The organism is Streptomyces sp. DSM 116795, from assembly GCF_055792905.1.
Map to the genome: position 1 here is coordinate 1931875 of NZ_CM147707.1, position 26319 is coordinate 1958193.

The window sequence follows — 26319 nt, forward strand, 5'->3', positions numbered from 1 at the left end:
ACCAGGGATGGTTCCATGTCGCTTCTGAACAGTTCTCTCCATGAGGTGGACCCGGACGTCGCCGCCGCCGTCGACGCCGAACTCCACCGCCAGCAGTCCACCCTCGAGATGATCGCGTCGGAGAACTTCGCTCCCGTCGCCTCCCTGGAGGCCCAGGGTTCCGTCCTCACCAACAAGTACGCGGAGGGCTATCCGGGCCGCCGCTACTACGGCGGCTGCGAACACGTCGACGTCATCGAGGACATCGCACGCGAGCGCATCAAGGCCCTGTTCGGAGCGGAAGCCGCCAACGTGCAGCCGCACTCCGGTGCCTCCGCCAACGCCGCCGCGATGTTCGCGCTGCTCAAGCCGGGCGACACGATCATGGGCCTGGACCTGGCGCACGGCGGGCACCTCACGCACGGCATGAAGATCAACTTCTCCGGCAAGCTCTACAACGTCGTCGCCTACCACGTGGACGAGAAGACCAGCCAGGTCGACATGGAGGAGGTCGAGCGGCTGGCGCGCGAGCACCGGCCGCAGATGATCATCGCCGGCTGGTCCGCGTATCCGCGGCAGCTCGACTTCGCGGCGTTCCGCCGCGTCGCGGACGAGGTCGGCGCCCTGCTCATGGTCGACATGGCGCACTTCGCGGGCCTGGTGGCGGCCGGTCTGCACCCCTCGCCCGTGCCGTACGCGGACGTCGTGACCACCACGACCCACAAGACGCTCGGCGGCCCGCGCGGCGGCGTGATCCTCTCGAAGAAGGAGTACGCCAAGAAGATCAACTCCGCGGTGTTCCCGGGCCAGCAGGGCGGCCCGCTGGAGCACGTCATCGCGGCGAAGGCGGTGTCCTTCAAGATCGCGGCCTCGGAGGAGTTCAAGGAGCGCCAGCAGCGCACCGTCACCGGCGCACGGCTGCTGGCCGACCGGCTGCTGAAGCAGGACGCGGTGGACGCGGGCGTCTCCGTCCTCTCCGGCGGGACCGACGTCCATCTGATCCTCGTCGACCTGCGCAACAGCGACTTGGACGGCCAGCAGGCCGAGGACCGGCTCCACGAGATCGGCATCACCGTCAACCGCAACGCGGTCCCGAACGACCCGCGGCCTCCCATGGTCACCTCCGGCCTGCGCATCGGCACGCCCGCGCTGGCCACCCGCGGCTTCCAGGAGGAGGATTTCCGCGAGGTCGCCGACATCCTCGCCGAGGCGCTGCTGCCCGGCTTCGACGAGGACAAGGCGAAGTCGCTGAGCGCCCGCGTCACGGCGCTCACCGAGAAGCACCCGCTCTACCCCGGCCTGGGCAGGTAACAGGCCTCTGGTGCCGCGGTGCGGACGTCCGCTCCGCGGCACCGGCCCCCATCCGGCCGACCGGACGACCCCGGCACCAGGCACGCGGCCACCCGGCCGTCCGGCCGTTCCCCGTCCGGCCACCACCGGACCCGAGGCCCACCAGTAAGGCCCCGCACGGAAAGGAGGCGCCCGCCATGGCGGTCTCCGTCTTCGACCTCTTCTCGATCGGCATCGGCCCGTCCAGTTCCCACACGGTCGGCCCGATGCGCGCCGCCCGCATGTTCGCCGGGCGTCTGAAGAACGAGGGTGTGCTGGCCCACACTGCGTCCGTACGTGCGGAGCTGTACGGGTCGCTGGGCGCCACGGGCCACGGGCACGGCACCGCCAAGGCCGTACTGCTGGGGCTGGAGGGCGAGTCGCCCCGGTCCGTGGACGTCGAAGGGGCCGACGAACGGGTCGAGAGCATCCGTTCGTCGAAGCGGCTGCGGCTGCTGGCCGCGGAGATAGGGGACGCCCACGAGATCGCCTTCGACGAGCAGTCGCAGCTCGTCCTGCACCGGCGCCGCTCACTGCCGTACCACGCGAACGGCATGACGCTCTTCGCCTACGACGCCGCCGGCAGCACGCTGCTGGAGAAGACGTACTACTCGGTGGGCGGCGGCTTCGTCGTCGACGAGGCCGTGCTCGACGAGGGGGGCGCCGGCTCCCCCATCAAGCCCGACGACACCGTGCTCACGCACTCCTTCCGCACCGGCGACGAACTGCTGCGGCTCACCCGCGAGACCGGGCTGTCCGTCTCGGAGCTGATGCTCCAGAACGAGAAGGCCTGGCGCTCGGAGGAGGAGATCCGCGCCGGGCTGCTGGAGATCTGGGAGGTGATGCGCGCCTGCGTCGCACGCGGGCTGACCCGGGAGGGCATCCTGCCGGGCGGTCTGAAGGTACGCCGCAGGGCCGCGACGGCCGCCCGCCAGCTCCGGGCCGAAGGCAACCGCGAGGCGCACGCGACGGAGTGGCTGACGCTCCACGCGATGGCGGTGAACGAGGAGAACGCGGCGGGCGGCCGCGTCGTCACCGCCCCCACGAACGGCGCCGCGGGCATCATCCCGGCGGTGCTGCACTACTACACCGAGTTCGTGCCGGGCGCCGACGAGGACGGCATCGTCCGCTTCCTGCTGGCCGCCGGCGCCGTCGGACTGCTCTTCAAGGAGAACGCCTCGATCTCCGGCGCCGAGGTCGGCTGCCAGGGCGAGGTCGGCTCGGCGTGCTCCATGGCGGCGGGCGGTCTGGCCGAGGTCCTGGGCGGCGGTCCGGAGAAGGTGGAGAACGCGGCGGAGATCGGGATCGAGCACAACCTGGGGCTGACCTGCGACCCGATCGGCGGGCTCGTCCAGATCCCCTGCATCGAACGCAACGGGATGGCCGCGGTGAAGGCCGTCACCGCCGCGCGCATGGCCCTGCGGGGCGACGGCCGGCACCACGTCTCGCTGGACAAGGCGATCAAGACGATGAAGGACACCGGCGCCGACATGAAGGTCAAGTACAAGGAGACGGCCCGGGGCGGCCTCGCGGTCAACGTCATCGAGTGCTGAGCGAACCACCTCTGACCAGGTGGTTCGCGCCTTTCAGCGCTGTCGCGGCTTCCCTGTCCGTACGACGGAAGGCCCTCGGAAGGCCCCGTGACGGAGCTGAGAGTCCCTGAAGAATCCCTGAGGTTTCCCTGTCCACGGAGGGGCTGGGCAGAGGAGTAGTCCAGGTGTGGCCGCTCGCGCTGCGCGGTAGCGCGCGTGTCGGCGTCCCGTGACCCGGCCCGCACTCGTTGGGCGCGATGATTTCCGCCGTCGTCTCCGGTCAGTACATCGGAGCAGATTCATCCGAGCCCGGGAGGAACCGTGACTGAGCAGAAAGCCGGCGCCCTACCACCAGTGGTCGACCGGCAGACCTGGCAGGCCGCGCTCGACGATCTGCGTGTGCGAGAGAAGGCCGCCACCCGTGAACTCGACGCGATCGCTGCACAACGCCGCCGACTGCCGATGGTCGAGCTCCCGGACTACACGCTGATCGGTCCGGACGGCCCCACCCGGCTGGTCGACGTATTCGACGGGCGCTCCCAACTCATCGTCTACAACCACATGTGGTCCGATGGCGCGGAGTGGCAGTGCGGCGGCTGCACAGGGCTGACGTCGCAGTACGTCCGGCTGGACTTCCTCGAAAACTATGACGCCCGCTTCGTCATCGTCACCAACGGGCCCATCGGAGAAGCGCTGGCCTACAAGGCCAAAGTCGGCAACAAGATGGACTGGTACTCGTCGTCGGAGAGCTCGTTCGGCGCCGACGTGGGCGCGCCACCCGGCGCGGGATTCGCGGTGAACGTGTTCCTCCGTGACGGCCAGAATGTCTACCGCACTTGGCACACCGACGGCCGCGGTACCGAACAGCTCAGCTACACCTTCGCGTTGATCGACATCCTGCCGTGGGGCCGCCAGGAGGAATGGCAGGATTCACCCGACGGTTGGCCGAAGTCGCCCACCTATTCCAACTGGCTCGACTCTCCCGACGTCGCCCGGCTCTACGGCCCGAATGGCGACGCCACAGCGACGCCCGCGAGATCCGCTGGTCTCTGAGACGTCATCTCACGTGGTGAGTTCGGTGAGCGCCTTGCAGCGGATCAGGGTGGCTGCAAGGGCGAGGCGCGGCGAAGTGCCGGCTCTTGCGTTAGCAACGCACGGTCAAGCCCATGCCGGAGCTGGCGCCGGTGACGAAGGCGACTTGGCCGGTGAAGTGATACGTGGGGTTCATGGCGGTCCCCAGTCCGTCCCGGTGAGCGGCGAGTGGCAGGGTCAGGGCTTGAGGAGGGCATTGATGGCGCCGCGCTCGTCCATCGCCCGGTAGCCCTCGGCGACCTGGTCCAGGGGCAGGGTGAGGTCGAAGACCTTGCCCGGTTCGATCCGGCCCTCGAAGACGAGGTCGATCAGGTCGGGCAAGGAGCGGCGCACGGGGGCGGGGCCGCCGCGCAGGCCGACGTGGGAGAAGAACAGCTCCTGCCCGTCCACCGCCACGTCGTGGGGCACGCCGACGAAACCGACGTTGCCGCCCGGCCGTGCGGAGTGCAGGCCTGCTCCATGGCCTGGTCCGTGCCGACGCATTCCAGCACGCTGTCGGCGCCGATCCCGCCGGTCAGCTCCTTGATCCGGGCCACGCCCTCATCGCCGCGCCCGGTGACGATCTCCGTGGCGCCGAACTCACGGGCCGGCTTCTGGCGGGGCTCGTGGCGGGACATGGCGATGATCCGCTCGGCCCCCATCTCCTTGGCGGCGATCACCGCGCACAGGCCCTCACCGTCTGCACCGCCGAACCAGGCTCTCCCTCCGAAGAGGGACTGCGGCCGCTCGCGTCCTGGGCAGCCACCCAGGACGTCGGCTTGCCCGCGGAGCAGAAGGCCGACTGACAGCGGGCGAAGTCCCCAGCGTGGACGGCCCTCTCCGCGCGGGAAGCGCGCGGCGGCCTCGCGGTCGACGTCATCGAGTGCTGACGGTCCGGCGGCAGGGGCCGTGACCGAGCGCGTGAGGCCATGTGACCCGGGGCCGTGACCCGGGTCGTGACCCGAGGCCGTGAGACTGTGGCCGGAATTACAGCCTCGCCCGCCCGTAACAACCCGTTTCGTCCGCTCCGCCCGCAGCTGCGGCTTCGGCCTCCGCGCGGCCGGTTCGAGGGGATGCTCCACATACGGGACCCCCGCCACGGAATAGGAATCCGCAGGTGAGGCACGTTACCGACCATTAGCTTCCCGGGCGTGGCCGTGATCCGGCAATCCATGGGTACGGTTGTTCCCGCGAGGTCGTGCCGCCCCCGTCGCAGCCCCTCCGTCAGCCACCTGAAGGCGCTGCGTTCCTGGCCGGTCTCGAGCCCTTGACGTCCCCGAGAGGCAAAGAGCGTTGACGAGCGAGACCGGCACGATGCTGCGCGAGTTCCTCCGATCACCCGCCGACATCGGCGCAGTCGCACCCAGTTCCCCCAGACTCGCCGAGGCGATCACCGCCCCCGTACCCGAACTCGGCGACCCGGTCGTGGTCGAGCTCGGCCCCGGGACAGGGGCGGTCACCACCATCATCGAAGAGCAACTGAGCGGTCGCGGACACCAGTTGGCCATCGAGACGAATCCGCGGCTGGCCGATCAGCTGCGCTGGCGCTGCCGGAAGGTGGAGGTGATCGACGCCGACGCCTCGACGCTGCCGCAGCTCCTCGACGAGCGGGGCCTGGACAAGGCGGACGTGGTCGTCAGCGGCCTGCCCTGGGCCTCCTTCTCCCATGACGTGCAGCGCCAGATCCTCTCGGCGGTGAGCCGTGTGCTCGCGCCGGACGGAGCGTTCACGACCTTCGGATACGTCCATGCCCTGCGACTCGCGTCGGCTCTGCGTTTCCGGCAGCTGCTCCACACCACCTTCGAAGAGGTGGTGCCGGGCCGCACGGTGTGGCGGAACCTGCCGCCCGCGCTCGTCTACCACGCGAGGCGCCCGCGGACACCGGCTGCCCATGGAATGGCCGTGGTGCCGTCGCGCCGCTACCCGGGGAGCGTCTCCGACGCGAAGTCGGTGAGCTGAGCAGCCGGCGACGGCCGCTCGGCCGGTCGTCGCCGCGCCGCCTGACAGCCTGTGAGGAAATCGAGAGGGCACGACGAGGGGTCCGTGAAGACCCCTCGTCGTGCCCTTCGTCGTCAACTACCCGCGTAGCGGCGGCACTTGGCCTAGGCCATCGGAAGCGGAACGGGCACCCCCAAAGCGGGAAACGGGCAGACCGAACCCGCCCGTTTCCCTCCTTTCGCAGGTCAGCGGATTCGAAGCAGGATTCAACTCAGGCAAAAGCAGGCAGGATTGAAAGCCATTCGGACTGTTTTCCAGCTATCACGGGCATGTAGAACTCTCCGCACGAACGGCGTCACGCTGCGTCGAGGTGTCACGGAGGCAGTGTCCCCGAGGAAGGCCCGGGTGCTGCCGGACACCTCCTCGCGGGACGCGCACAGGAACCACCCCTAGGAGAGTCTGTGTTCAACTCCCGGAGAAGGTCCGGATACAGAGGAAGGACGGTAAGCATGGTGGCGGCGGGGGCCGTCACGGCCAGTCTGCTCACGGCGTGCAGCTCGCAGGAAACGGCTCCGCCGGAGAAGAAGTCCATCAAAGTGCTGATGGTCGACAACCCGCAGATGCTGGAGCTGAAGAAGCTCACAGCCGAGCACTTCACGAAGAAGACAGGCATCAGGGTCGACTTCACCGCGGTGCCCGAGAACGAGGTCCGCCAGCAGGTCCACAAGGACTTCTCCGCCCAGTCGGGGCGCTACGACGTCGCCACCATCAGCAACTTCGAGACGCGGGACTACGCCCGCCGCGGCTGGCTGAGGCCGCTGGACTCGTTCATCACCAAGGACCGCGGCTTCGACCAGAGCGACATCCTGCTGCCGATCCAGCTCTCCCTCAGCGGAGCGGACGGAAAGGTGTACGCGGAGCCCTTCTACGGCGAGTCCTCGTTCCTGATGTACCGCAAGGACGTCTTCGACAAGCTCGGCCTGGAGATGCCCGAGAAGCCCACATGGGGGCAGGTCGCGGCGCTGGCCGAGGAGGCCGACCGCCCGGAGAAGGGCATGAGCGGCATATGTCTGCGCGGTCAGCCGGGCTGGGGGGAGATGGCCGCTCCGCTGACGACGGTCGTCAACACCTTCGGCGGCACCTGGTTCGACCAGCGCTGGAAGGCGAAGCTCACCGACCCCGGCTTCGCCGACGCGGCGCAGTTCTACGTCGACCTCGTACGCGAACACGGGGAGGAGAACGCCGCGAAGTCCGGCTACGCCGGCTGCCTGCGCAACATGAAGAACGGCAAGTCCGCGATGTGGTACGACGCGACCGCCGGGGCCGGTTCCCTGGAGGCCGACGGATCACCCGTCAAGGACAAGATCGGCTACGTACCGGCGCCGATCGAGGAGACCAAGTCCTCAGGGTGGCTCTACACCTGGGCGTGGGGCCTGCAGAAGTCGTCCGAACAGCCCCGTTCGGCTTGGGAGTTCATCTCGTGGGCGTCGAGCAAGGAGTACGAGAAGCTGGTCGGCCGCGAGATCGGCTGGGAGAACGTGCCCGCCGGGAAGCGGGAGTCGACCTTCGACCGGCCGCAGTACAGGAAGGCCGCGAGCGCCTTCGGCGACGCGACGGAGAAGGCGATCCGGGAGGCCGATCCGCGCAAGCCGGGCGTGCAGAGGCGGCCCACCCTCGGAATCCAGTTCGTCGGCATTCCCGAGTTCACAGGCCTCGGTGACAGCGTCTCGCAGGAGTTGAGCGCCGCCATCGAGGGGGAACAGTCCGTGGCAGCGGCGCTGCGCAAGTCGCAGACCGAGGCACGGAAGGTCGGCGCGCAATACCGCAAGCAGCCCTGACCGGCGCCTCCCGGCAGGGGCCGCCCACGGCTCACCAGTCGTGGACGGTCCCGTCGGCGAGGCGGTTGACGGGCAGGTAGGCGGGCTCGTACGGGAAGCGGGCAGCGGCGTCCGTGTCGAGCTCGACGCCGAGTCCCGGAGTCCCGGACGGATGCAGCAGACCCTCCTCGAAGGTGTACGACGTACGGAAGACCTCCAGGGTGTCGGCGGAGTGCCGCATGTACTCCTGGATGCCGAAGTTGTGTACCGCCAGGCCGAGATGGAGCGCCGCCGCCATGCCCACCGGTGAGATGTCGGTCGGGCCGTGCATCCCGGAGCGGACGCCGTAGACCGCCGCGAGGTCGAGCAGCTTCTTCATGGCGGTGACACCGCCGGTGTGGGTGACCGCGGAGCGCACGTAGTCGATCAGCCGCTCGCTGAGCAGAGTGGTGTAGTCGTGCACCGAGTTGAACACCTCGCCGATCGCCAGCGGCGTGGTGGTGTGCTGGCGGATCAGGCGCAGCGCGGCCTGGTCTTCGCCCGGAGTGACGTCCTCCAGCCAGAACAGGTCATACGGCTCAAGGGACTTGCCGAGCTTCGCCGCCTGGATGGGCGTCATCCTGTGGTGCCCGTCGTGCAGCAGCGGCATCTCCGGCCCGAACTCCTCGCGTACGGCCTCGAACACGCGCGGCACATGACGCAGATAGGCCCGGGTGTCCCAGGTCTCCTCCACCGGCAGGGCCGGGCCCGAGGCGCTGCGGCGGGCCGGCTCGTAGTCGTAGCGCTCGCCCGAGCCGGCTCCGGAGGCGGCGACGCCGTACACCGAGTCGAGCCCCGGGATGCCCGTCTGTACGCGGATCGCGCGGTAGCCGTCGGCCAGGTGCGCCCGTACGGAGTCGAGCAGTTCGGGGATGTCGCGCCCGGAGGCGTGACCGTAGGCGAGGGCGCCGCGGCGGCTGGCTCCGCCCAGGAGCTGGTACAGCGGCATGCCCGCCGCCTTGGCCTTGATGTCCCACAGGGCGGTGTCGACGGCCGCGATGGCGGCCATCGTGACCGGGCCGCGCCGCCAGTAGGCCCCTCGGTAGAGGTACTGCCAGGTGTCCTCGATGTTCCGGGCGTCCCGGCCCTTCAGCAGCGGCGCCACATGGTCCCGGAGGTAGGAGGCGACGGACAGCTCACGGCCGTTGAGCGTGGCGTCGCCCAGGCCGGTGATGCCGTCCGAGGTCACCAGGCGCAGCGTGACGAAGTTGCGCCCGGGGCTGGTGACGACCGTCTCGGCGGACTCGATCCTCATGCTGCCGTGTTCCTCTCCTCGTCGGCGGTTTCTCCCCGTCGGCGGCCTCTTCCGCAGGCGGCCTCTCCAGCCTGCGGTCTCTCCTCACCCGCGGCCTGCCGTGCTCACCGTGTCATCTCGGCGACGACGACGCCGAACGGGGGCAGCCCGACCTCGCTCAGCGGACCGCCGTCGAGGCTGCGGAGCGCCGCGCCGGCGGGGAGCCCCGGCTCCGCGGTCAGCGGTTCGTCGTGCTGGCTGATGAACCACACGAAGCTCCGTCCGTCCTCGTGCTCCATCAGCCCCGTCATCACCCGCGGGTCGGCGACGGACACCTCCGGTGCCGCCCCCGCCTCGGCGGCCAGCGCCGCGTACAGCCGCCAGGTCGGCTCCGGATTGACGCGCGGAGTGACCGCCGCCATGTGCTCGACGGGGTACGTGCACAGCACCAGCGCGCCCTTCCCGGTGCTGCGGCGCAGCAGCGCGGGGCGGCCGTGTGCGTCGGTCGCCAGGACCTCCGCCCCGTCCGGCTCGACGGGCAGGTACGAGCGGGAGTTCTCCGTGCCGGCGACGGGAAAGACCAGCTCCTCGCCCTCGGCGATGCCGCCGAAGCCGCGCTGGAAGACCATGCGCAGCTCGTCGTCCTCGATGGGGTCGGCCAGGCCGTAGCGCAGCTTCTTCCGGACGCCGAAGGTCTCGTCGAGCCCGGGCCACCACGGGCCGCGCTGGTTCATGTGCTCGCCGAGGAAGTACGAGGCGTACACGGTCGCGCCCGACTCCGCGAGCCGCCGCAGCCGGGACCAGCCGGGCGCCGTGAGCTGCTTCGCCGACGGCAGCAGATACAGCGAGCAGTCGCCGGGAAGCCCGTCGGCCTCCCTCGCCACTCCCACGCCCAGGTCCGCCTCGCGCGCGGCGACGTACGCCTGGCGGGTGTTGGCGAGGACGCTGGTGCGGTCGCCGGGCTGGGTGAAGGGATACATCCTCTCCAGGAAGGAGGAGACGACGATGGCGGCGCGTGCGTCGGGGCGGCTCAGCCGGGGTGCGTCGGTGCGCCTCAGCACCTCGGTGAAGCGATGGACCTCGCGCAGCTGCTCCTTCGGGCGGCCCTCGCAGTCGGTGATGCCGAAGTGCATCTCGAACGGGTGGTGGCTGTAGGGCTCCTGGTCTTCCAGCGCGTCGTAGTCGGTGTTGTTCCAGGGCATCCAGCCGGTCGCGCCGGCGAGCAGCGTGCTGTGCAGGATCTGCCGGTAGTAGTGGGCCGCGTTCTCCTCGGAGACGTAGTCGGAGGTGAGCCCGAACTCCTCCATGACCACGGGCTTTCCGCCGATGTCGAGGAGTTCGCAGACAAATGCGGCGCCAAGGTGCTGGCGTACGGCGTCGGTCTCCATGCGGTAGACGTGCGGGCCGTGGAAGTCGACCAGCTCCGCGAGGTCGCGGATGCGGAAACCGTTGTCGGCGCCGGAGGTCTCCACGCCCCAGGCTCCGTCGCCGATGGAGACGGGCTGGGTCGCGCCCGCCGAACGCACCGCGCCGGTAAGGGTCTTCGCCCAGGCGGTGACGGTTTCCGCGTCGAGCGTGCCGATGCCGCGCGAGGGCCAGTCCGCGTAGATGGGAATCTCGTTCGTCAGCAGCCAGCCCGCGACGGCGGAGTGGTCCTTCCAGCGTGCGGTCGTCTCGCGTACGTACCACTCCTGCTGGGCGACGAAGGAGGCGTCGCCGAACACGTCGCGGCCGTCGCGCCAGGCCGGGTCCCAGTTCTGCCCGGACATGTGGCCCACGAGGAAGGTGGGGACGGTCTGCATGCCGAGCGCCGCGTGCCGCTCCAGGAAGTCGTCGTAACGTTCGAGCATCACCGGGTCGAGGGTGTTCTCCTGCGGCATGAAGTCCGGCCAGTACAGGAAGCTGCGGGTGAGGGTGATGCCGTGGTCGCGCATGGTGCGCAGCTCCTCATCGACCACCGCGGCGTCGTAGTTGCGCCACATCAGAGGGCCGCCGGTGCGGGACCAGTAGTTGACTCCGACCCACATCAGCGGGTCGCCCTCGGGGTCGGTGAGTTTCGCGGAGTTGCGCTGCATGCCCTGTCCTGCCCTTCCTCGTACTGCCGGCTCGTGCTGCCTCGGCCGCGTGTGCACCGCCGCAGCCACTCACCGGTATATCGTTTAACTTCGTTGCTGTCGACCCATTGTGGGAGCTTCCGAGACGCTGCTACGGTCCGCTGCCATCCCTTGTAGAACGTTTAACTCGGCCGGAGCCGGCCGGGACGGAAGGGGAAGGCCGATGAGCTTGCGGTGGACGGCGTGCGGAGGCGCGGCCGTGATGGCACTTGTTTCAGGGCTGCTGTCCGGCTGCGGAGGACCGCTCGACCCGAAGACGGACGACCCGGACACCCTCGTCGTCCACAGCAGATTCGCGCCCGGCACCTCCGGAGCCGACGTGTACGGAGCCGCCATACGGGAGTTCGAGCGTGAGAACCCCGGGACCGAGGTCAAGAACGTCTACAGCGCGGACGACATCTTCAACGTCTTCGAGACGGCGCGGCTGGCGGACAAGGAGGCCGACGTCATGCTCGTGAACCTCTACGACAAGTCCTTCTCCTGGACCGAGCTCGGCGCCACGCTCCCTGTGAACGAGTACATGAAGGAGTGGCACCTGAAGGACCGCGTCCAGCCGGGGGCGCTCAAGGCCTGGACCGACAGCGAGGGCAGGGTGCGCGGCTTCCCCTGGTCCGGCTTCACCTGGCCCGTGCTGTTCAACACGAAGCTGCTGGCCGAGGCCGGCGTCGAGGAGATACCGCAGACCCTGCCCGCGCTGCGCGAGGCCGTGAAGGCACTGCGGGCGGAGAACATCACGCCCATGGCCGTCGGCGGCAACGACTGGTCCGGCCAGAAGCTGCTCATGCAGATCATGCAGGGCTTCATGGAACCCCCCGTCGCCAGGCGGGTGTTCGCCAAGGCGGGCTTCTGCGCGGAGCCGCAGGCCGTACGCGGCCTGAAGCACTTCGCGCAGCTCCGCGACACCGGCCTGTTCGGCAAGGGCGCGCAGGGCTTCACCGCCGACGAGATGAACGCCGAGTACTTCAGCGAGCGCGCCGCGATGATGTCGGCGCTGACCTCCACCATCGCCGCGGTCCCGAAGGACGTCGCAGGCCACACCGAAGCCGGCGGCTTCCCGATGCCCGAGGACGGCGTGTACGGCAAGCCGTCCGTCTACACCGGCGCCACCTCGACCGGCATCTGGATCACGCCCAACGGACGGAAGAAGATCGGCATGGTCGAGAAGCTCGTGAAGTTCCTCTACCGCAAGGACAACGTGCAGCGCTTCGTCGACGACAGCGGCTTCACCATGGGCCTGCGCGGCCAGCGCGGTTCGACCAAGTTCCCCCTGGTCACCGAGTCGACGCGGGTCTCCTTCAGCGACGACGTCGAGCGTGTGGTGATGCCCGACAGCCTCGTGCCCGCCGCCGCCTCGGCCCCGCTGAACAGGGCCACCTCCATCGCCTTCTCCCCCGGCGCGAGCCCGCAGCGGATCTGCCGGGCCCTCGACGTCGCGTACCGAAGCTGAGGGGAACCGTGACCATGGCGACGACCACGACTCCTAGCACGCCGCGCACTTCGCGCCCTTCCCGCATTCCGCGCGCTCCCGGCACTTCCCGCGCTCCGCGCACCACCGTGCTGGCCGTGCCCGCGCTGGTCTGGTACGCGGTCTTCATGATCGGCCCGATCGGCGCGATCTTCGTCATCTCGGTGCTGAGCTGGCCCGGGATGCTCGCCCGCGTCGGCTTCGCCGGCCTGGACAACTACAGGGCGGTCCTCTCCGACAGCCTCTTCTGGTCGGCGGTGCAGAACAGCGCGGTTCAACTCGCCGTCGCCGTACCGGTGATGATCGTCGGCGCGTTCATGCTCGGCTATCACATCTCGACCCGGCCGCGGGGCCACCAGGTGCTGCGGGTCGTCGTCTTCACGCCGGCCCTCATCTCGGCCTCCGCGAAGGCGATGATCTTCTACGGGCTCTTCGCGCCGCGCGGCATGATCAACCACCTGCTCTCGTCCGCCGGTCTGGACGGGCTCACCCACACCTGGCTCGCCGACACCTCCACGGCGTTCGGCTGCATCATCGCCATCGACGTCTGGGCCGGGATCGGCTACACGGCGACGCTGTACGCCGCGCGTCTCTCGGCCGTACCCGAGTCGGTGTACGAGGCGGCCGAGCTGGACGGCGCCGGGCACTGGCGCCGGATGTGGGGAATCGCCTTCCCCATGGTCAAGGACTACGTCGGCGTGACGGTGATGCTCCAGTTCCTGTGGACGCTCTTCACATCCGCGCAGAACGTGCTGCTGCTGACGCAGGGCGGGCCCGGGAACGCGTCGACGAACCTCTCCTTCCTCGTCTACCAGAAGGCCTTCCTCCAGTCCGACCTCGGCTACAGCCAGGCCGCCGGCGTGCTGCTCTTCGTCTTCGGGCTGATCGGCATGCTCGTCATCCGCCGCGTCTTCCGGCAGTCGTACTGAACTCCTTCAGGCCCCGACCGCCCACGGCCCCAAGGGACTTGCCATGACCTCACCCGCCGCCCGTTCCTCCTCAGCCCGCTCCCCCGTACGGCGCACCGGCCGCACCGCGGCCCAACTGTGCGCCTGGCTCTACGCGTTGATGCTGCTGCTGCCGCTGTACTACCTGCTGGTCTCGTCGTTCAAGACGAACGCGCAGATCTTCGCCTCGCCGCTGAGCCCGCCCACTTCGCTCTCCTTCGAGAAGTTCGCCGCGGCGGTCAGCGACGCACGCCTGGATCTGGCGATCCTCAACTCCCTGATCGTCACGGTCTCTTCGCTCGTCGTCGTGCTGCTGCTGGCGCTGCCCGCCTCGTACGCCCTCGCTCGCGCTGCGGGCCGGACGTCCGCCCTCATCGAACGGGCCTTCTCGCTCGGCTTCCTCATCCCGACCTTCGCCGCGCTGGTGCCGACGTTCCTGCTCGCCGCGCAGCTGGACCTCTTCCACACCCGTACTTTCGTGATCCTCTTCCTTCCGGCGACCTCCCTGCCGCTGGCGGTCGTCCTGCTGACGCAGTTCATGCGCACCGTGCCGCAGGAGGTGGAGGAGGCGGCGCGCATGGACGGCGCGGGCAGCCTCACCATCCTCGTCCGGGTCTATCTGCCCATGGTCGTGCCGGGGGTCGCGACGGTCGGCATCCTCAGCTTCCTGACGTACTGGAACGAGTACCTCTACTCCCTCGTGCTCATCGGCCCCGACCAGGCGCAGCGCACCATCCAGGTCGCCGTGCCCACGCTGCGCTCGCCGCTGGAGACCGATTTCGGCATTCTCGCTGCTGGTACCGTGGTGACCCTTCTGCCCGTCTACGTCGCCTACGCGTTCCTCCAGCGCCGCATGGAAGGCGCCATGATCGGCAGCGCGGTCAAGATCTGAGCAAGCGATCAAGGTGCGTCACGGGGTGCGAGGAGACGGGATGGCCGGTGCGGCCCGGGGGAGGAAGAGCTCCGGAAAGGCGACCATCACCGATGTGGCGGCGGTCGCGGGGGTCTCCGTCGCCGCCGTCTCGAAAGTGATCAACGGCAAGGGCGGCATTTCGGAGCCGACGCGTCAGCGTGTGCTCGCCGCGGCCGACAAGCTCCAGTGGTCGCCGTCCGCCGCAGCCGTCGCGCTGCGCGGCGCCCGTACGCGCGCGCTGGGCATGGTCGTCGGCCGCGCGGCGGACCTGCTGACGGCCGACCCGCACTTCGCGCTCCTCATCTCCGGCATCGAGCGCGAACTCGCCCCGCTGGACTACGGGTTGCTGCTGCACATCGTGGGTGAGGAGCCCGAGGCGGAGGTACGGGCGTACCGCAGGCTCGCCGAGGAGCGGCGCGTGGACGGGGTGATCCTCACCGAGAGCCGGATCGGCGACCCGCGCTTCGATCTGGTGCGCCGGCTCAGGCTGCCCGCGGTGCTGGTGGGACGGCCCTGGCAGGAGGACCCGGTCCCCCACGTACAGGCCCCCGGGCAGGACGCGGGGCTGCGGGAGGCGATCGGGCACCTGGTGGAGCTGGGGCACCGCCGCATCGCGTACGTCTCCGGGCCGGAGGACCGGGTGCACACGACCTTCCGGCGGCAGGTCGTGGAGTCCTGCCTCGCCGAACACGGGCTGCGCGCCAGCCACATCGTCGTGGGCGAGTTCACCGCGCAGGACGCGACGGCGGCTGTCGCGCGCATGGCGGAACCGGCCTCCGAGCGGCCCACCGCGATCCTGTTCGGCAACGACACCATGGCCGTCGCCGGCATCAACGCCGCGCGCAGGACGGGGCTCGACGTACCGCGGGACCTGTCCGTGATCGGTTACGACGACCTGCCGCTCGGCGAGATCGTCTATCCCCGGCTGACCACGGTGAACCAGGACATCGAGCAGCTCGGGCGGGCCGCCGCGGGTGAGCTGCTGAACCAGCTGGAGGAGAGCCGGGCGGGCGAGGTGGCCGCGCCGCAGCCGCCGCGGCTCGTCGTCCGCGAATCGACGGGACCGGCGCCGGCTCTCTGACGGAGCCGGGCTGCGCGTGATGGGCCCGGTCGGTCACATCAAGCACGACGTCACATCAGGCGACGACGCGCATCTCGAACCAGGTCGTCTTGCCGCGCGGCAGCAGATCGACCCCCCAGCGGTCGGAGAGCGTGTCGACGAGGAAGAGGCCGCGCCCGCTGGTGTCCAGGCCGTGCACAGGCAGCAGACACGGCAGCCCGCGGGAGGGGTCACGCACCTCGACGCGGATCCAGCCGCGGCGGCGCATCATCTGCAGCCCGAAGACGAGTGCGCCGGTGTGGCGCACCGCGTTGCCCACGAGTTCGGACACGAGCAGGACGGCGTCGTCTGTAACGGGCTCCGGCAGCGACCAGTGCGATTCGAGAACGGTACGGGCGAGCCGGCGGGCGCATCTCGCCGACTCGGGACGGTTGGGCAGCCGCACTTCACCGATCGTCGGGTCACCGACGAGATCGAGAACACCGCCGGAGAGGCCGTCGCTCGTCGGTTCACCCGGGACTTCTGGCATCCGCTCGCTCACGTTCGCCACTTCTCCCTGTCCCGCCATGGCCACCATCATGGCGGGAGCAGGGGAGTTGTGGGGCGGTTCAACCAGATCCCACTTTCCGGAACAACTCCCTCCGCACATCGGCCCGTTCGGTGCGGGCATCGGTCCAGAAGGATGCACACGGCTGTGACCTGGAACGACTCACCGCCGGACGCCGGACACGCAAGGCCGTGAAGGTGCCGTACGCAGGACCCTGCCGGATTCCGTCCCGTTCCCCCACAAGGTGGGCGCACTCGGACGGCGCTGCGCGCCACCCCCAGCCACCCCACCCCGTACGGGAGTGTCGTCACGCATGACGGTGCTTCCGAGCACAGCGGACGCACCGTCATGCGGCAAGACTCCGGGCCGGCAACCGGGGAGACGCCGGGTCAGCTGAACTTCGCCTTCCCGGGGCCCTCTTCGACGAAGCTGCGCATGCCCGTCGCGCGGTCCTCCGTGGCGAACAGCCCCGCGAACCAGTTCCGTTCGACGGCGAGCCCGGAGTCGATGTCCGTCTCCAGGCCGACGTCGACCGACTCCTTGGCGGCGCGAAGCGCGATCGCCGGGCCCCTGGCCAGCTGCGCGGCCCAGGCCCGCGCCTGCTCGTAGACCTCCTCGTCCGGCACCACCCGGTCGACGAGCCCCATCTGCAGCGCCTCCGCAGCCTTGACCTGGCGCCCGGTGAAGATGAGGTCCTTGGCCTTGGACGGTCCGACGAGCCGGGCGAGCCGCTGGGTGCCGCCCGCACCGGGGATGAGCCCGAGCAGGATCTCCGGCTGCCCGAGCTTGGCCCGCTCCCCGGCGACGCGGATGTCCGCGCAGAGCGCCAGCTCGCAGCCCCCGCCCAGCGCGTAGCCGGTGACGGCGGCGACGACGGGCTTGGGGATGCGGGCGACGGCGGTGAAGGAGTCCTGCAGCGCCTTGGAACGCTTGACCATGTCCGCGTGCTCCATGGCCTGCATCTCCTTGATGTCCGCGCCCGCGGCGAAGACCTTCTCCCCGCCGTGGATCACGACGGCCCGCACGTCGTCGCGTACGGTCGCCTCCTCGGCGAGTTCACGCAGCCTGTCCTGCGTGGCGATGTCGAGCGCGTTCATCGGGGGACGGTCGATGCGGATCGTGCCGACGCCCTCGGCGACTTCGAGATTCACAGTCATGGGGGAAGGTTAACGGCCGTTACGCGTGAGGCCGATGGTGCGGCCACACGCTCCGGCCGCACCATCCCGGGAACCCCGGGCCCGCAGCGCTGCTTGCGCGGAAGCGCCTGCGGAATCGCTGCTACTCCTGCGGGGCCTTCCACTCGTCCCAGTCCATGTTCCAGCCGTTGAGGCCGTTGTCGGGCTGGATCGTCTTGTCCTTGGAGTTCTTGATCTCCACGACGTCGCCGATGATCGACTCGCCGTAGAACCAGGCGCCCGGCGTGTCCTTGTCGTTGCCGCCCTTCTTGTCGAAGAGCCCGACGCAGCCGTGGCTGGCGTTGACCGAGCCGAACTGCCCCTGCGTCAGCCAGTAGTTGCCGTGGATGAAGGTCCCGGAGGTCGACAGACGCATGGCGTGCGGCACGTCCTTGATGTCGTACCCGCCCGCTTCCTCGTTGCGGCCGAAGCCGACGGTGTCGCCGTCCATCCGCGTCACCTTGTGGCGCTCGCTGATCACCATGCGGCCGTTGTACGTGGGGTGCTTCGGGCTTCCGGAGCTGATGTCGATCTTCTTCAGCTCCTTGCCGTCGCGCGTCACGGTCATCTTCTTGGACTTCGCGTCGACGACGCTGACCTGGCTCCGCCCGATGGTGAAGTTCACGGCCTTGTCCTGCTCGCCGTAGACACCGTCGTAGCCCTCAACGCCGTCGAGGTTGAGGTCGAGTTCGACCTTCGTGCCGGCCTTCCAGTACTCCTCCGGCCGGAAGTCGAGGCGGTTGTTCCCGAACCAGTGGCCCTCCACGTCGACTTCGGGGTCCGCGGTGACGGAGATCGCCTTCTCGACGGCCGCACGGTCCTTGATGGCGTGGTTGAAGTTGATGGAGACGGGCATGCCCACGCCCACCTTGGCACCGTCGTCCGGGTTGAAGCGGCCTATGAAGGTGCTGTCGGGGGTGAGCGTGGTGAACCGTGCCTTCTCCGTCGCCTTGCGGCCCTCGGAGTCCTTGGCGTGTGCCTCGACCGTGTACTTCGTCTTCGTCGTCAGGTGGGTCGCCGGCGTCCACGTCTTGCGGCCCTCGGCGAGCTCTCCCTCGACCGGTTTGCCGTCTTCGTCCTTGACGTCCACCTTGACGAGCTTGCCCTTGTCGGCCGTCACCTTCAGGGCGTCCTGGGTGCCGACGCCGTCCGCGCCGTCCTTGGGGGATATCTCGACGACCGCGCGGGACTTCTCCGGCTTGTCGTCCCCGCCGGCCTGGCCGCCGGCGGTTCCTCCGCCCGCGCCGCCGCAGGTCGTCAGCGTCAGCAGCAGCACGACGGCGAGCACGACGAGACCCACGGCGGACCCGCCTATCACCTGGGTCCTGCTGTCCCCCTGCATCGCCCCCCGTATCGCCTCCGGGCTGAGCTTTTCCTTCACTTCCCTGGCGACGGTCTTCAAATCCACAGCGGGCTACTCCCCTCGCACGGCTGCCGGCTTGATCGTGCGGCCCCCGAACCGAAAACACGACTGTGCACGCGCTAGATAATCACACCGAGATGGAGAAGAAATCCCCGAGAGTGTCACCGTTCCGTCGCGATTTCTCTCTACGGCATGCCCATCCGTGCGGGGCGTCAGTCCAACGCCGAGCCGTCCGTCCAGGACGACCAGGGCATGTTCCAGCCGCCGAGGCCGTTGCCGGGTGCGACCGTGCGCTCACCGGAGTTCTTCACCGTCACCACGTCCCCCGTGAGGGACTCGCGGAAGAAGGCCCCGGCCGGGCTGCCCGGGTCCCCGCCCTTCTTGTCACGCAGTCCGATGCAGCCGTGGCTGACGTTCGCCTTGCCGAACGTGCGCTTGGGAGCCCAGTAGTTGCCGTGCAGAAAGGTGCCGCTGTCGGTCAGGCGCATCGCGTGCGGCACGTCCTCGATGTCGTACTCGCCCCCGAAGCCGACGGTCCGTGCGTTCATCCGGGTCACCTCGAACTTCTCGCTGATGACCATGTCCCCCGTGTACGTCGGGTTCTTCTCCGACCCGGTCGTGACGGGCACCCGGCGGACCACCTCGCCGTTGCGGTGCACCGTCATCGTGTGACGCCGGGCGTCCACCACGGTGCGCTGGTCGCGGCCGACCGTGAAGTGCACGGTCTTGCGCTGCACCCCGTACACGTCCGGAGCGCCGCGCACACCGCGCAGCCGCAGAGCCAGCGTGACGCGGGTGCCCGGCTTCCAGTGTTCCTCGGGCCGGAAGTCCAGGCGCGAGGCGCCGAACCAGTGCGGTGCCACCTTCACGGGCGGGCTCGCGGTGACGCGGATGCCGCGCTCGACGGCCTCGCGCTCCGTGATCGGGCGGTTGAACCTGATCGAGAGGATCATGCCGGTGCCGACGGTCTGCCGGTGCTCCGGCGTGAAGAAGCCGATGAAGCGACGCGGCTGGGCCTTGGTGGTGAAGGTGGTGTGCCGTGCGGCCCGGCGCCCTTCGTCGTCGAGCGCGACGACGTCGACCGTGTACTTGCTGCCCAGCTTGAGCTTGCGGTCCGCCTCCGAGGGCCGCCAGGTGCGCCCGTCGGACGAGATGCTGCCGGGCACCGAGTGCGCCGCGCCGCGGCTGCGGCGCTCGACCCGCACCTTGTCCAGGCGGCCCTCCGTCGCCGTGACGCGCAGGGTGCCCTTCGCGGTCACGTCCTCGGACCCGTCCCGCGGCGTCACCTCGATCAGCTGTGCGGGGGTCTGGGGTTCGACCATCGCACCGCAGCCCGCCAGAAGGGTGCCCATCGCGCACAGAGCCAGAGGCGAGCACTTCAGCAGCGTGGTCCTCATCAGCAGACCCTTCCAGCCCGACTGTCCCGACTGTCCTGTCCGCCCCGCCCGTTCCATGTCCGCACTCCCCGTGAAGCTCGTCCGTACGGAGACCAACGACCCGCCGCCGGAGGGGAAACGAATCGGACATGCCGCACGGTGGACGAGATGACCTGTGCACGGCGGACGAGATGTCCCGTAGGGGAAGCATCCCGGGCGGACCATCCGCGTGCGAGCACCGACTCGGCCGGAAAAAAGCAGATGAAGGAGCCATGCATCCGCCCGTAGTCTCAGCCCGGTGACGGCGGGGGCGGGGACGACCAGCGGGGCGGACAGCAGTAGCAGTACGGGCAACGGGGCGGCCGGCGGCGGCCGTTCGGTGGTGCGTTCGCTGCTGCGGCTGTGGCCGTACGTGCGGCCGGTGCGGGTGCGGGTGTTCGCCGCCGCGCTCGTGGCCGTGCTCGCCTCGTGCACCGGTCTGGTGATCCCGCTCGTGCTCAAGTGGATCGTCGACGGTCCGGTCGCCGCCCGTGACACCGCGGGAGTGTGGGCGGGCGGGGCGCTGCTGCTGGGCGTCGGGGTCCTGGAGGCAGGGCTCTTCGCGCTGCGGCGCTGGCTGAGCGCGCGCCCGCTGGCCGGGGTGGAGGCGGCCATGAGGGCGGACGTCTACCGGCATCTGCAGCGGCTGCCGGTCTCCTTCCACGACCGCTGGCCCAGCGGGCAGCTGCTCTCGCGAGCGACGACGGACCTCGAACTGCTGCGCAGATTCCTCTCGTTCGGCGTCACCTTTCTCCTGGTCAACGCGGTGACGGTGGTGGTCGGCGGCGTCATTCTGCTGTCCCAGGAGTGGACGCTCGGGCTCGTCGTGCTGGGCCCGTTCGTGCCGCTGGTGTGGCTCTGTGCGGTGTTCGAGCACCGGTACTCGCGGGCCGCGCGCCGTGCGCAGGACCAGATCGGGGACCTGACGACGCTGGTCGAGGAGGCCGTCCTGGGCATCCGCGTCATCAAGGGCTTCGGACAGCACCGCAGCCAGGCGCGGGCGTTCCGCGCGCTCTCGGAGCGGCTGCTGGGTACGGAGCTGGCGAAGGCGCGGCTGCTGGCCCGGATCTGGGCGGTGATCATGCTGCTGCCGGAGGTCGCCGTCGGGGCCGCACTCGTACTCGGTGCGATCCAGGTGGCGGACGGCAGGCTCTCGGCGGGCACGCTCGTGGCGTTCCTCTCCACGGCGCTGGCTCTGCGGTGGCCGGTGGAGTCGACCGGCTTCCTGCTCGCCCTGAGCAACGAGGCGGCGACGGCGACCGACCGCTTCTTCGAGGTCCTCGACGAGCCGCTTCCGGCGGACGTCCTCCGGAGGACGGCACCGGCGTCCAGCGCACGCGGCGAAGGCGGAGCGCGCACCGGCGGGCCCGCCGCGGGCGGGACGCACGCCGGTGGCGGGCTGCGCTTCAGCGGCGTCGTCTTCCGTCATTCCGACGCCCCGGAAGAGACCGCGCCCGTGCTGGACGGGGTCGATCTGCACGTACTGTCCGGCGAGACGATGGCCCTCGTCGGCGCGACGGGAAGCGGCAAGACGACCCTCACCTCGCTCGTGCCCCGGTTGCACGAGCTGACGGCGGGCCGCATCACCCTGGACGGCGACGACATCGGGGCGCTCACCCGGGCCGAGCTGCGCGCGCGGGTCGCCGTGGCCTTCGAGGAGCCGACGCTCTTCTCGGCGAGCGTCGCGGAGAACGTACTGATGGGCGCGGACGATGCGGCGTCCGTCGGGAAGCCGTCCCCGGGCGGGGCACCTCTGCCGGTCCCGCGAGCCCCCGCCGACGGCAACGGGGATGCCCTCGGCGCCGGTCGCGACGCCGCCGACGGCACCCGGGACGCCGCCGACGGCAACGGAGACGGTGCCCCGGAGCAGGCCCGGCTCGACAGGGCGCTGCGTGTCTCGCAGGCGGACGCCTTCGTCGCCGCGCTCCCGCAGGGCTCCGCCACTCAGGTCGGGGAGCAGGGGCTGAGCCTGTCCGGCGGGCAGCGGCAGCGTCTCGCCCTGGCCCGTGCCGTGGTCGGGCGGCCGCCGTTCCTCGTACTGGACGATCCGCTCTCCGCCCTCGATGTGCACACGGAGGCGGCGGTCGAGGCGGCACTGCGCGAGGTGCTGGCCTCCACCACGGCTCTCGTCGTCGCACACCGGCCGTCGACCGTGCTGCTGGCGGACCGGGTGGCGCTGCTGTCGGGCGGACGCATCGCGGCCGTAGGCACGCACCACGAGCTGCTGCACGGCAGCGCGGAGTACCGCCGTCTGATGTCCGGCGAGAGCAACGAGGGTGAGGGGGAACGGAGTTGACCAGCACCGCCGAAACGGCCGGCGGAGGCGGCGGCCGACAGCCCGGTACGGCGGGCACATCCGGGGCGGCGTGGGGCGCATCGGGGGCGGCGGGCACGCCCGGCTCGACGCAGTCATCCGACCCGACGCGGTCGCCCGACCCGACGCACTCACCCGGCTCATCCACCTCGCCCGGCTCGCCCACCTCGCCCGGGCGCGAACAGCCCCCCGCACCCGACCCGTTCGACGGCGACGTCCTGCCCGCTCCGCCGCACGCCGCACGCACCCTGCTCGGCTCGCTGCTGCGCCCGCACCGGCTGGGCGTCGCGGCCACCGCCGTGCTGCTTCTGCTCCAGCAGGCCGCGGTGCAGGCGGGGCCGCTCCTCGTCGCCTTCGCCATCGACCACGCCGTACCGGCGCTGCGCGGGGAGGGTGGAGGCGCGCCCGAACACGGTCCGCTCGTCGCCGTGGGCCTCGCCTATCTCGTCTGCGCGGTCGCCGCCGGTGGGCTCCAGTACGCGTTCATCGTCGCCGCCGCCCGCATCAACCAGCGGGTGCTGCTGGAGCTGCGCGGACGGATCTACCGCCACGCCCAGGCCCTCGACGTCGACTTCCACGACCGCTACACCTCCGGCCGCCTCATCTCCCGCTCCACCACGGACGTCGGATCGCTGCGCGAACTCCTCGACGAGGGGCTGCAGGAGCTGCTGGCCGTCGTCGTCTCCGTCCTCTACATCCTCGCGATGCTCCTCTGGCTGGATCCGGGGCTCGGTGCGGCCGCGCTGGCGAGCTTCGTCCCGCTGGCACTGCTCGTACGGAACTTCCAGCACCGCTCCGAGCGCGTGTACCGCAGCCGCTCGACGGCGATGGCGGCCGTGATCGTGAAGTTCACCGAGACGGCCGGCGGAATCCGGGCCGTGCAGGCCTTCCGGCGCGAGCGCGCGAACGACGAGGAGTTCGCACGGCGCAACGGCCGCCATCTGAAGGTGAACGGCGACTCGCTCCTGGAGATGGCGCGTTACGTCGTCAACTCACGGCTCACCGCGAACACCGCCGTCGCAGGCATCGTGCTGTGGGGCGCCTACCGCGTCGCCGACGGGGACCTGGCGCTCGGCGTGCTCGCCGCCGCGGCGCTCTATCTGCGCAGGCTGTACGAGCCCATCGACCACCTCGGGATGTTCCTCAACTCCTACCAGGCGGCGGCCGCTTCACTGGAGAAGATCGCAGGGCTCCTGGCCCAGCGCCCTGCCGTGCCGGAGCCGGCAGAACCGCGCGCCCTGCCACCACTCGGCGGGGGCACCCGCGGCGAGATCGGCGCCGGGAGCGGAGCACGGAGCGGGGCCGGGAGCGCGGCCGGGAGCGGCCGAGAGGTCGTCTTCGACTCGGTCTCCTTCGGCTACCGCACGGGCGGCGAAGTGCTGCCCTCCTTCGGACTGACGCTCCGAGCGGGCCGGACGGTGGCGCTGGTGGGCGCCACCGGTGCGGGCAAGTCCACGCTGGTGAAGCTGCTCGCCCGCTTCTACGACCCGACCGGCGGACGGGTGCTGCTCGACGGCGTCGACCTGCGCGAGGTCGCGGGCGCCGAACTGCGGCGCAGCGTCGTCATGGTCACCCAGGAGGCGTTCCTCTTCTCCGGCACCGTCGCGGAGAACATCGCCATCGGACGCCCCGACGCCACGCGTGCGGAGATCGAGAGCGCCGCGAAGGCCCTGGGCGCGCACGACTTCATCACCGCACTGCCCGAGGGGTACGACACGGACGTACGCAAGCGGGGCGGCCGGATCTCGGCCGGACAGCGTCAACTTGTGGCGTTCGCCCGCGCCCTGCTCGCGGACCCGGCCGTGCTGATCCTGGACGAGGCGACGTCCTCCCTGGACATTCCGGGCGAACAGGCCGTCCAGCGGGCGATGATGACGGTGCTTCGGGGCCGTACGGCGGTTGTCGTCGCCCACCGGCTCTCGACGGTGGAGATCGCGGACCGGGTGCTGGTGATGGAGCGCGGGCGGCTCGTGGAGGACGGCTCCCCCGGCCAACTGATCGCCGGCGCGGGAAGATTCGCGGGACTGCACAGCGCCTGGCGCGACAGCCTGGTCTAGGGGGTGTCTGAGGGGTGGCTGACAAATCCCGCCTGGACCGCGGTGTACGGCACGCCCTCGCCGCTTCCGCACCCGGCACCCGGCCCGCGACCTGCGCAAAGGCCCAACGGCCGCCGCAGCGGCGTCCGTTATCCGGGGAATTGACACCCGGCAACGGACAAATTCTGGTCAAGCCGTGAGCACCGTGTGCCGGAAGCGGTGACAGCCGCGCGTACCCGACAGTAGTCTGACCGGCGGTCGTGCTTTCGCACAGGGGCACGGCAACTCGCATTCCTGTTCCACAGTTCTGCACGGGCGACCTCAGACGGCCGCCCGGCCCCCACGGCAGAAGGAGCCACCGAGTGAGATCCATGAGCAAGAAGCAGCGGATATCCGCACTCGCGGCCAGCGCCGCGCTCGTCGTGGCAGGCGTGACCGCCACTACGGCCACCGCCGGGCCCTCCGAGACGGAGTCGTCCGCGAAGGCCGGCGCCAAGGCCGCCCCCATGAGTGCGGCCCAGAAGACCCAGGCCATCAAGAAGGCCGACTCCGCCTCGGCCAAGGCCGCGGACGCCAGGGCCCTGGGCCTCGGCTCCAAGGAGAAGCTCGAAGTCAGCGACGTCATCAAGAACAACGACGGCGCGACACACGTCCGTTACGAGCGGACGCTCGACGGCATGCCGGTCCTCGGCGGCGACATGGTCGTGCACAAGTCCAAGTCGGGCAAGCACACCAGCGTCACCAAGTCCACGAAGGCCGACATCTCCGCGGTCTCCACCAAGGGCGTCAGCAAGGCCGAGAAGCCGGCCACGCCCAAGGCGAAGGGCAGCAAGGCCCCGCGCCAGGTCGTCTTCGCGTTGACCGGCAAGCCCGTAGTGGCCTGGGAGACCGTCGAGGGCGGCACCCAGAAGTCCGGCGCGCCGAGCGAGATGCACGTCATCACCGACGCCAAGAGCGGCAAGAAGCTCTTCGAGTACCAGGGTGTCCAGGAGGCCGACGGCACCGGCGCCAGCATGTACAGCGGCGAGGTCAAGCTGAGCACCGACGGCGCGGACGGCAAGTTCACGCTGAGCGACAAGTCCCGTGGCGGCAACAAGACCACGAACCTCGAGAACGGCGAGAGCGGTGACGGCAAGGAGTTCACCGACGAGGACAACAAGTGGGGCACCGGCAAGCCCGAGGACGCCCAGACCGCCGCTGTCGACGCTCACTACGGCAGCATGCAGACCTGGGACTTCTTCAAGGACACCTTCAAGCGCGAAGGCATCGCCGGTGACGGCAAGGGTGCGCCCAGCCGCGTCCACTACGGCGACAACTACGTCAACGCCTTCTGGGACGACAGCTGCTTCTGCATGACCTACGGCGACGGCGAGGGCAACAAGGCCCCGCTCACGTCGCTGGACGTCGCGGCCCACGAGATGTCGCACGGCGTCACCTCGACCACCGCGAAGCTGGTCTACGCGGGCGAGTCCGGCGGCCTGAACGAGGCCACCTCGGACATCTTCGCTGCGGCCACGGAGTTCCACGCGCCCGAGAACAAGGAAGACGTCGCCGACTTCCACGTCGGCGAGGAGATCGACATCAACGGCGACGGCACCCCGCTGCGCTACATGGACAAGCCCAGCAAGGACGGCGACTCGCTCGACGAGTGGAGCGACAAGGCCGGCGACGTCGACGTGCACTTCTCGTCCGGCATCGCCAACCACTGGTTCTTCCTGATGTCCATGGGCAGCGGCAAGTCCGAGAAGAACGGTGTGAAGTACGACTCGCCGACCTCCGACGGCTCGACCATCAAGGGCATCGGCATCACCAAGGCCCAGGAGATCTGGTTCAAGGCCCTGACCGAGAACATGACCGCCAACACGGACTACAAGGCAGCCCGCGAGGCGACGGTCAAGGCTTCCAACGACCTCTTCGGCGCCGACAGTGCCGAGACCAAGGCGGTCGAGGCGGCCTGGACGGCAGTGGCGGTCAAGTGACCAGGTCCGGCCTGCCGGCGGAGAGCACAGTCGGCTAGCCGGAGAGCACAGC

The 26319-nt window shown here is 69.9% G+C and carries 18 protein-coding genes and 2 pseudogenes; 13 read left to right on the plus strand and 7 right to left on the minus strand.

Annotated elements, in window-relative coordinates:
• Nucleotides 1-15 precede the first annotated feature (15 nt).
• From ACSMXX_RS08145 to ACSMXX_RS08155, 3 genes are all read left to right on the plus strand, one after another.
• On the plus strand, nucleotides 16-1290 hold the full coding sequence (locus tag ACSMXX_RS08145) for a serine hydroxymethyltransferase (RefSeq protein ID WP_473183361.1): 1275 nt from the start codon (nucleotides 16-18) through the stop codon (nucleotides 1288-1290).
• Nucleotides 1291-1466: 176 nt separating this feature from the next.
• The gene (locus tag ACSMXX_RS08150) at nucleotides 1467-2861 is read left to right on the plus strand and encodes an L-serine ammonia-lyase (RefSeq protein ID WP_473183362.1); all 1395 of its coding nucleotides are present in this window, start codon (nucleotides 1467-1469) and stop codon (nucleotides 2859-2861) included.
• Between the two features lie 300 nt (nucleotides 2862-3161).
• The gene (locus ACSMXX_RS08155) at nucleotides 3162-3893 is read left to right on the plus strand and encodes a DUF899 domain-containing protein (protein WP_473183363.1); all 732 of its coding nucleotides are present in this window, start codon (nucleotides 3162-3164) and stop codon (nucleotides 3891-3893) included.
• A 216-nt stretch (nucleotides 3894-4109) separates the two neighbouring features.
• Here the strand turns inward: ACSMXX_RS08155 and ACSMXX_RS08160 are convergent.
• Nucleotides 4110-4609: pseudogene (locus tag ACSMXX_RS08160) on the minus strand (zinc-binding dehydrogenase); the annotation flags it as partial.
• On the opposite strand from ACSMXX_RS08160, the pseudogene ACSMXX_RS08165 reads away from it, so the two are divergent.
• The 3 genes and pseudogenes from ACSMXX_RS08165 to ACSMXX_RS08175 all read left to right on the plus strand — a co-directional run.
• A pseudogene (locus ACSMXX_RS08165) lies at nucleotides 4604-4717 on the plus strand (transcriptional regulator); the annotation flags it as partial. The pseudogenes ACSMXX_RS08160 and ACSMXX_RS08165 overlap by 6 nt on opposite strands.
• Before the next feature lie 487 nt (nucleotides 4718-5204).
• Nucleotides 5205-5870, plus strand: coding sequence for a class I SAM-dependent methyltransferase (locus ACSMXX_RS08170; protein WP_473183364.1), 666 nt, complete (start codon nucleotides 5205-5207; stop codon nucleotides 5868-5870).
• A 488-nt stretch (nucleotides 5871-6358) separates the two neighbouring features.
• Nucleotides 6359-7687 carry an ABC transporter substrate-binding protein gene (locus tag ACSMXX_RS08175; RefSeq protein ID WP_473183365.1) on the plus strand — a complete coding sequence of 443 codons (1329 nt, stop codon included), beginning with the start codon at nucleotides 6359-6361 and terminating at the stop codon, nucleotides 7685-7687.
• Between the two features lie 31 nt (nucleotides 7688-7718).
• On the opposite strand, the gene manD is transcribed toward ACSMXX_RS08175, so the two are convergent.
• A complete protein-coding gene (manD, locus tag ACSMXX_RS08180) occupies nucleotides 7719-8960 on the minus strand; it encodes a D-mannonate dehydratase ManD (protein ID WP_473183366.1) in 1242 nt (413 codons plus the stop codon).
• 104 nt (nucleotides 8961-9064) lie between these two features.
• On the minus strand, nucleotides 9065-11014 hold the full coding sequence (locus tag ACSMXX_RS08185) for a glycoside hydrolase 5 family protein (protein ID WP_473183367.1): 1950 nt from the start codon (nucleotides 11012-11014) through the stop codon (nucleotides 9065-9067).
• A gap of 241 nt (nucleotides 11015-11255) precedes the next feature.
• Between ACSMXX_RS08185 and ACSMXX_RS08190 the strand changes: the two genes are divergently transcribed.
• The 4 genes from ACSMXX_RS08190 (at nucleotide 11256) to ACSMXX_RS08205 (ending at nucleotide 15459) form a co-directional block, all read left to right on the plus strand.
• Nucleotides 11256-12500 (plus strand): ABC transporter substrate-binding protein, encoded by a 1245-nt coding sequence (locus tag ACSMXX_RS08190; protein WP_473183368.1) that lies wholly within the window; start codon nucleotides 11256-11258, stop codon nucleotides 12498-12500.
• Nucleotides 12501-12514: 14 nt separating this feature from the next.
• A complete protein-coding gene (locus ACSMXX_RS08195; protein ID WP_473183369.1) occupies nucleotides 12515-13447 on the plus strand; it encodes a carbohydrate ABC transporter permease in 933 nt (310 codons plus the stop codon).
• Nucleotides 13448-13586: 139 nt separating this feature from the next.
• Nucleotides 13587-14357 (plus strand): carbohydrate ABC transporter permease, encoded by a 771-nt coding sequence (locus tag ACSMXX_RS08200; protein WP_473184689.1) that lies wholly within the window; start codon nucleotides 13587-13589, stop codon nucleotides 14355-14357.
• Between the two features lie 40 nt (nucleotides 14358-14397).
• Complete coding sequence (locus tag ACSMXX_RS08205) at nucleotides 14398-15459, plus strand: LacI family DNA-binding transcriptional regulator (protein ID WP_473183370.1); 1062 nt, start codon at nucleotides 14398-14400, stop codon at nucleotides 15457-15459.
• A gap of 55 nt (nucleotides 15460-15514) precedes the next feature.
• On the opposite strand, the gene ACSMXX_RS08210 is transcribed toward ACSMXX_RS08205, so the two are convergent.
• The 4 genes from ACSMXX_RS08210 to ACSMXX_RS08225 form a co-directional block, all read right to left on the minus strand.
• Nucleotides 15515-15967 carry an ATP-binding protein gene (locus ACSMXX_RS08210; RefSeq protein ID WP_473184690.1) on the minus strand — a complete coding sequence of 151 codons (453 nt, stop codon included), beginning with the start codon at nucleotides 15965-15967 and terminating at the stop codon, nucleotides 15515-15517.
• A gap of 407 nt (nucleotides 15968-16374) precedes the next feature.
• The gene (locus tag ACSMXX_RS08215; protein ID WP_473183371.1) at nucleotides 16375-17142 is read right to left on the minus strand and encodes an enoyl-CoA hydratase/isomerase family protein; all 768 of its coding nucleotides are present in this window, start codon (nucleotides 17140-17142) and stop codon (nucleotides 16375-16377) included.
• Nucleotides 17143-17263: 121 nt separating this feature from the next.
• Complete coding sequence (locus ACSMXX_RS08220; RefSeq protein WP_473183372.1) at nucleotides 17264-18568, minus strand: L,D-transpeptidase; 1305 nt, start codon at nucleotides 18566-18568, stop codon at nucleotides 17264-17266.
• 167 nt (nucleotides 18569-18735) lie between these two features.
• A complete protein-coding gene (locus tag ACSMXX_RS08225) occupies nucleotides 18736-19920 on the minus strand; it encodes a L,D-transpeptidase (RefSeq protein WP_473183373.1) in 1185 nt (394 codons plus the stop codon).
• Between the two features lie 277 nt (nucleotides 19921-20197).
• On the opposite strand from ACSMXX_RS08225, the gene ACSMXX_RS08230 reads away from it, so the two are divergent.
• From ACSMXX_RS08230 to ACSMXX_RS08240, 3 genes are all read left to right on the plus strand, one after another.
• Nucleotides 20198-22234, plus strand: coding sequence for an ABC transporter ATP-binding protein (locus ACSMXX_RS08230; protein WP_473183374.1), 2037 nt, complete (start codon nucleotides 20198-20200; stop codon nucleotides 22232-22234).
• 236 nt (nucleotides 22235-22470) lie between these two features.
• Entirely contained in the window at nucleotides 22471-24309 is a 1839-nt protein-coding gene (locus ACSMXX_RS08235; protein WP_473184691.1) for an ABC transporter ATP-binding protein, read from the plus strand.
• 350 nt (nucleotides 24310-24659) lie between these two features.
• Nucleotides 24660-26267, plus strand: coding sequence for a M4 family metallopeptidase (locus tag ACSMXX_RS08240; RefSeq protein ID WP_473184692.1), 1608 nt, complete (start codon nucleotides 24660-24662; stop codon nucleotides 26265-26267).
• The last annotated feature ends 52 nt before the right edge of the window (nucleotides 26268-26319 follow it).

Bases quoted from the DNA above. Each gene is read 5' to 3' on its own strand.
- ACSMXX_RS08145 (WP_473183361.1), top strand. From the start codon at position 16: ATGTCGCTTCTGAACAGTTCTCTCCATGAGGTGGACCCGGACGTCGCC.
- ACSMXX_RS08150 (WP_473183362.1), top strand. From the start codon at position 1,467: ATGGCGGTCTCCGTCTTCGACCTCTTCTCGATCGGCATCGGCCCGTCC.
- ACSMXX_RS08175 (WP_473183365.1), top strand. From the start codon at position 6,359: ATGGTGGCGGCGGGGGCCGTCACGGCCAGTCTGCTCACGGCGTGCAGC.
- manD (WP_473183366.1), bottom strand. From the start codon at position 8,960: ATGAGGATCGAGTCCGCCGAGACGGTCGTCACCAGCCCCGGGCGCAAC.
- ACSMXX_RS08185 (WP_473183367.1), bottom strand. From the start codon at position 11,014: ATGCAGCGCAACTCCGCGAAACTCACCGACCCCGAGGGCGACCCGCTG.
- ACSMXX_RS08190 (WP_473183368.1), top strand. From the start codon at position 11,256: ATGGCACTTGTTTCAGGGCTGCTGTCCGGCTGCGGAGGACCGCTCGAC.
- ACSMXX_RS08195 (WP_473183369.1), top strand. From the start codon at position 12,515: ATGGCGACGACCACGACTCCTAGCACGCCGCGCACTTCGCGCCCTTCC.
- ACSMXX_RS08200 (WP_473184689.1), top strand. From the start codon at position 13,587: ATGCTGCTGCTGCCGCTGTACTACCTGCTGGTCTCGTCGTTCAAGACG.
- ACSMXX_RS08205 (WP_473183370.1), top strand. From the start codon at position 14,398: ATGGCCGGTGCGGCCCGGGGGAGGAAGAGCTCCGGAAAGGCGACCATC.
- ACSMXX_RS08210 (WP_473184690.1), bottom strand. From the start codon at position 15,967: ATGCCAGAAGTCCCGGGTGAACCGACGAGCGACGGCCTCTCCGGCGGT.
- ACSMXX_RS08215 (WP_473183371.1), bottom strand. From the start codon at position 17,142: ATGACTGTGAATCTCGAAGTCGCCGAGGGCGTCGGCACGATCCGCATC.
- ACSMXX_RS08225 (WP_473183373.1), bottom strand. From the start codon at position 19,920: ATGAGGACCACGCTGCTGAAGTGCTCGCCTCTGGCTCTGTGCGCGATG.
- ACSMXX_RS08240 (WP_473184692.1), top strand. From the start codon at position 24,660: ATGAGCAAGAAGCAGCGGATATCCGCACTCGCGGCCAGCGCCGCGCTC.